This is a genomic window from Micromonospora parastrephiae, assembly GCF_016802865.1.
Lineage (GTDB): Bacteria > Actinomycetota > Actinomycetes > Mycobacteriales > Micromonosporaceae > Micromonospora > Micromonospora parastrephiae.
This window is the reverse complement of the sequence record NZ_JAEVHM010000283.1, coordinates 1-5,289: the sequence shown is the minus strand read 5'-3', so window position 1 is coordinate 5,289 and position 5,289 is coordinate 1. Positions and strand designations below refer to the sequence as shown.

Here is a 5,289-nt window from a genome sequence, read left to right as displayed (position 1 = left end):
CCCTCGTCGCCACGCACGAGTTCGCCCGGCCCCCACTGGCCTCCGTCGAGGACAATGTTGCGAGAAGCCGCGTCGATGAATGGAGGCGACGCGGACCGGACCGGGTAGCCGACGTCGGTGAGCTGCCCCGGGCTCGACGCCCGCAGCGCGTCCCAGATGGTGGCGTCCATCGCGACCGGGTCGTGCCGTGCCTGGGCGCAAATCACCGCCTCGGGCTGCCCGAGGCCGCCTTCGAAGTGCTGTACCCAGCCGGGGCCGTCGTCGTAGACCTCACTGGTGGGTTCGCCGAGAACCTGTTGGCCGCCGGCTGCTTGGTAGACCGCACGGAATGCCCGCTGATTGCCCGGCGGCCCCTGGCCGACCTGAATGGTGCGCGGGCGGAGGGCGTCATCGATGCGGTTCAAGGTGGTGAAGGTCTTCGCGAGCACGTCCGCTGACGAGATGAGATGGGAGAAGCCCTGCCGCACGTCGGGGTAGGCGTCGAGGTACATCGACAGTGAGGTGGCGTCCCACAGGGCGATGTCTTTGAGGCCGAGCCGATCGGCGTATCCGCGCAGCAGGGTGTGTATGCGGTCGATGCCGCCGTTGGAGGGCGCACTGGACAGCCGCACGTTTGTGGCGATGATCAGGTACTCCGGGCGGCGACCTGCGGTCACACGCCGGCGGGTCGGATCGAGCCACGCGTCGAGTTCGGGTTTGATCTGCTGTCGGAGCCACTCGGCGTCCTTGTTTCCGTACCCACTGCGGCGATACTTCGCCTGCAGCACTCCGTAGCCGTTCCAGCGACCGCTCGCCCCGGCGTGGGTGAGTGGGCCCTCGAAGGTCGCCTCGCGCCCTCCGTCGGGACCGTCTCCGAACGCCTGGATACCGACTCCGAGGACATGGACGGCCAGTGCGCGGCACAGGTCCTCGAAGGGACGCTCGCCCAGTCGGTTCAACTCGTGCATCACCGGACCATCATCCGGCCTCCGGTGATGGAGGGGCGGCAGCACCCGTGCCGATCGGATCGCGTCCGCATCCTCGGCGCCTGCCGGCTGGGGACGGCGTAGTCGCGCGGGATCGGTCATCACCAGCGACTGGTCTCGGCGAGCCTCTCCGAGTTGGCATCCACTGAGATGTCGGACCGACTGGCTACTCTGCTGGCGCTGCGGAGGCTATCGATCCCGTGCGGGAGTTCCCATGCAAGGTCAGAGCTTTAAGTTGGACGTACATCTCGGTGACCATTCCCTCGAAGGCTCCACCCTGACCTGCTGGAAGCAGTTTGGCGGGAAGGAGACCTGGTCCCTCGACCTCCCAACAGTGCTTTGGATTCTAGAAAGAGTCGCGGCCGGCGAGGGCGATGCGCGGGAGATCCGAGACGATCTTCTTCAGGCAACAAGGTGGGAGAGCGCCTGCTGTAGCTCTTGCGACCTGGCGATGTCCCACTACCCCGAGGCCCGCCGCCGCCATGAGCAGACTGTCCAGCGGTGGAGGGAAGAGCAGCAGCCGCTGAATCCTGACAGCTACCTCTACCTCCTGAACAAAGGCAAGATCCACAGGTCGAGCTGCCGACGCCCACCCCGCCCGGCACCGCCGCAGTTTCCCGAGGACTTGCACGCCTTCGGGGTGCTGCTCGAAGGACATGGTGGCGACCTGGAACAAGTCCTCAACTTTCTTGCTGGCCAGGCAACGGGTGGCGCGCGCAAGATCGGCTCGTCGGAGGTGGTCGCGATGTTGGCGCGGGACGGCGTCGCGGCGGTGAAGAGCCGACTCTGCGGTGCGTGTAAGCCTCGTCTACCTGACCTTGACCCGGCCACACCCGAAGGTCGACCGGCGTGCTGGGCGTGGGTTATGCCCTCACACGTCGCTGTAGCGGAGGCAGGAGTTGCCCTGGCGAGTGTCGGCGCCTACGTGCTGCCCCATCAGCGGGCTGCCTACGCCGAGTTGGAGCGTTGGCACGAAGGCCGCTGCGCGGTTTGCGGGCAGGGTCATACAGTCGGCAGGTTGGTGAGGGACCATGATCATGCAAGCGGGCTGATTCGCGGCCTGCTTTCCTCATCGTGTAACACCGCCGAGGGCCGGGCAAACTCGCTGTTATTCGACAACTACCGTCGCCGACCACCCTCGGTGATCCTGGGGATCGAAGTGCTCTACCTACCTGCCGGCTTCAAGCCGGGAACGCACCATCTCGGTGTTTCAGCCCGGTGAGTGAGGGCGAGGCGGGAACCCCGGGCCGTGGAGTACCAGCAACGCAGCCCGTCACGGCGCAGCTGTCCGCAATCGACACGTACACCGGGCCACACGATGGCCAGGCTCCGGTCGACGCTTCCCTGGCCCGGCTTGCTGCCCCTGACCGTGGTTCCGCGGCATTACCTCCTAGGGCAAGGCCGGCTCAAGCACCTCCTCCGTGGCGTGCTGCCAACGCGTCGAAGAAGGTCCGTAGCAGGTCGCCGGGCCGAGCTTCTTCTCGCAACTCTTGGCCGCCGAAGCGGTACACCTCGTAGCCGCGCAGCCGTAGGCCACGGTCCTCGGCGACCATTTCCGCATAGCGCTGAGGGCTGGCTCGGCCGAGATCGTCGGCGTAGTGCTGGATACCGTCGCACTCGATCACTACGCGTGCCCGGTTCGGCAGCAGCAGAAGGAAATCCATCCGCTGCCGAGCAAGCACGGTGCCGCCCTGACGCTTCGTGTAGGGGTCGTAGTGGAGATAGACCTGCGGGATCAACGCGGGGATGCCGGAGCCCAATCGGACGTACCGATCGGCGTAGGTGCGCAGGATCCGCCGCTCTGCGTCGTTGCCTCCCAGGGACCGGTCCAGCCGGCTGTAGAGGCTCCGGGAGACCTCGGCCGGCGACCGGCCGGTTAGGCCTTCCCGACCCGTCCACCAATCGGTGAGTTCCTGCCAGGTGAGGCCATTCGGGCCCAGTGGTCGGTCATAGACCAGGCAATACTGCTCGTTTTCCACCAGCGCGATGTCGTTGTTGACGGCGTCCCGGAAGACGATCTTCGGTTTGGGTCCGTCTGCCGCAAAGATCAGGTTCTTGAGATCGCCCGCGACACCGGTCGGACCGAGGCGGTCCACCAGCGCGGCCAACCCTGGCGCCTCAACCTCATCCAAGACGCGGCGCGCGACGTCGGCCAGTTCAGGCAGCGTGTGGTCCCCCAGGATCGACCAGACGAACGCGGCCTTGGTCAAGGACACCCATTCATCCGGCCAGGGAGCGAGACCGAGGTCCTCGAAGAAGTTTTCGATCTGCCGCCGTGTCATCCCGTCTCGGAGGTGTTCGGCGATGGCGTCCCGTAAGCGCGAAGGGCTCACAACCTGCATGGCGTCTGACTGTAGGTAAGCAGTAGGACACGTCGCCTCGGAGCATCCTTGACGCGGCATGCCGGGCTGACCGCGGTGGGTGGGAGTCGATCGCTACGGGGGTGCAATGGCGTGGGCGTGCCGGGCGCCCGGCCGGAGCGCAGCCAGCCGGACACTCGGTGATTGACGCTAAGTACTGCAACGGCAGTAACGCGAAGCTCGTTGGCGAGGTAGTCCGGGTAGCCGGCCCAGAAGTCCAGTTTCTGCAAGCACACCTTGATGCGAACGATGCCTACGGCACTCGGTGGTGCCTCGCTGTCCTCGACCACCGGTCCCGCGGCTGTGTCGAGCAACAACAGGAGCCGAACCGCGTCCTGCAAGAGGCTCGCGTGCCGGACCATCACCTGAGTCACATCTACAGCCAACCGGATCACCACACTGTGTGTCTAGACCCGTCGCGCGCTGTAAGGCGAGTTCCGGCCGAGGCGATCGATCTACGAGCCGATCGATCGGACACCCAGCGCCGGCTGGCTGACGTCAGTCAGGGCGGCGGTTGATCCGTGGCTGCTCGGTGGCTGCTCGGGCGACGGGGGACGGGCGTGGATTTACCGGGACGCAGTCGGATTTCATCAGCTATCGCGAGCCCTCGCGCTAATCGATGATCAGCGATGACCATCGCCTGCAGCGCCCGGACCAGCAAGGACGTGGCTGGACGGGGTTGGACTAGGGAGGTTGTGGGCCGACTCTATTTGGTCTACACTGATATCTGTAGAGGACTGTTCGGTGGCCTGTGACTACGGATCAGAAGGTTAGGGGTTCGAGTCCCTTCGGGCGCACAAGATCAAGAGAGCCTGACCTGCGGAAACGCGAGTCGGGCTCTCTGCTTTTCTGTCCCTTGTGGACGTTTGGCTGCTCCGTGGCTGCTCGTCCGACGAGCATCCCCTCCGTCCCGCCGTGTCCGTGTGGCTCCTGCTGTGTCCGATCTGGTTCGGGCGGCGGCGGACATGAGGATCATCGATTCCATCGATCTTTGCCGATTAGGAAGAATTCGCGGTCGAAGTGCTGGCCACATCCGGCGTGCAGTTCCTCTAGACGCCGACGGTCTGCAGGAGGCCGTTCGCGTCGTCGCAGAATCGCCGCACGACGGTGTTGCGGCGGTAGGGCGTTAGGTTGTCGACGAGGCAGAGGCTTTGAGCCGACGAATGCCGGCAGCTCGTGCAGGTGATGCCGGTCGCTCGAACGGTGGCGGCGAGCCCGCCGCCGGTCAGGCCGGCCGGGAGACGGGTTCGGCCCGGGTGGGGACGGCGTCGGCGTCCCGTAGCGGCCGGTTCGGGTCGACATCGGTGCTCACCAGCACCGGCTGATCCGGGTCGACGGCGGAGAAGAGCGTCCCCTCGTGCTGGACGGCGGCCGTGCCCCAGGCCACCGCGGTACGAAGAGCGGCCATGCCTGCCCCGCCGCCGTGCAGGAAGCCGGCCAGGGCGGCGTCGCCGGCGCCGACCGCGCTGACCACCCGGGCCACCGGCGCCTCAGCGTGCCGTACCGTGGCGGCCTCGACCAGCAGTGCCCCGTCAGCGCCGAGGCTGGCCAGCACCGCGTCAGCGCCGAGCTTGCGAACCTCGAGCGCCGCGTCGATCACGTCGCCGAAGGTCCGCAGAGGCCGACCGACCAGTTGGGCCAGCTCGGAGGTGTTCGGTTTGACCAGGTCGGGTCGGCCGGCGAGGCTGGCCCGCAGCGGCTCGCCGGAGGTGTCGACCGCGACCCGGACGCCGCGGGACCGGACCGCCTCGGTCAGTCTGGCGTACAGGTCCGGCGGTACGCCGTCGGGCAGGCTGCCGCAGCAGGCCAGCCAGGTGACGTCGGTGAGGTGGTCCAGGACGGCGCGCACCAGCGCCTCGGTCTCCTGGGTGTCCAGTTCGGGACCGGGTTCGTTCACCTTGGTGACGGTGCCGTCGGGCTCGACCAGGCTGATGTTGCTGCGGATCTCGCCCCGGACCGGCACC

Annotated in this window: 4 protein-coding genes; 1 reads left to right on the top strand and 3 read right to left on the bottom strand. The window is 66.8% G+C overall.

The window, feature by feature from the left end:
- Nucleotides 1–947 (bottom strand): hypothetical protein (locus JNW91_RS29390; protein WP_238425922.1); only part of this gene is annotated, 947 nt, incomplete at its 3' end.
- Nucleotides 948–1,179: 232 nt separating this feature from the next.
- Here JNW91_RS29390 and JNW91_RS29385 point away from each other — a divergent pair.
- A complete protein-coding gene (locus tag JNW91_RS29385; RefSeq protein WP_203178762.1) occupies nt 1,180–2,187 on the top strand; it encodes an endonuclease domain-containing protein in 1,008 nt (335 codons plus the stop codon).
- A gap of 184 nt (nt 2,188–2,371) precedes the next feature.
- Here JNW91_RS29385 and JNW91_RS29380 read toward each other — a convergent pair whose 3' ends face one another.
- Nucleotides 2,372–3,307 carry a hypothetical protein gene (locus tag JNW91_RS29380; RefSeq protein ID WP_203178761.1) on the bottom strand — a complete coding sequence of 312 codons (936 nt, stop codon included), beginning with the start codon at nt 3,305–3,307 and terminating at the stop codon, nt 2,372–2,374.
- 1,243 nt (nt 3,308–4,550) lie between these two features.
- Nucleotides 4,551–5,289: 1-phosphofructokinase family hexose kinase (locus tag JNW91_RS29375; protein ID WP_203178759.1), on the bottom strand; the 739-nt coding region annotated here is incomplete at its 5' end.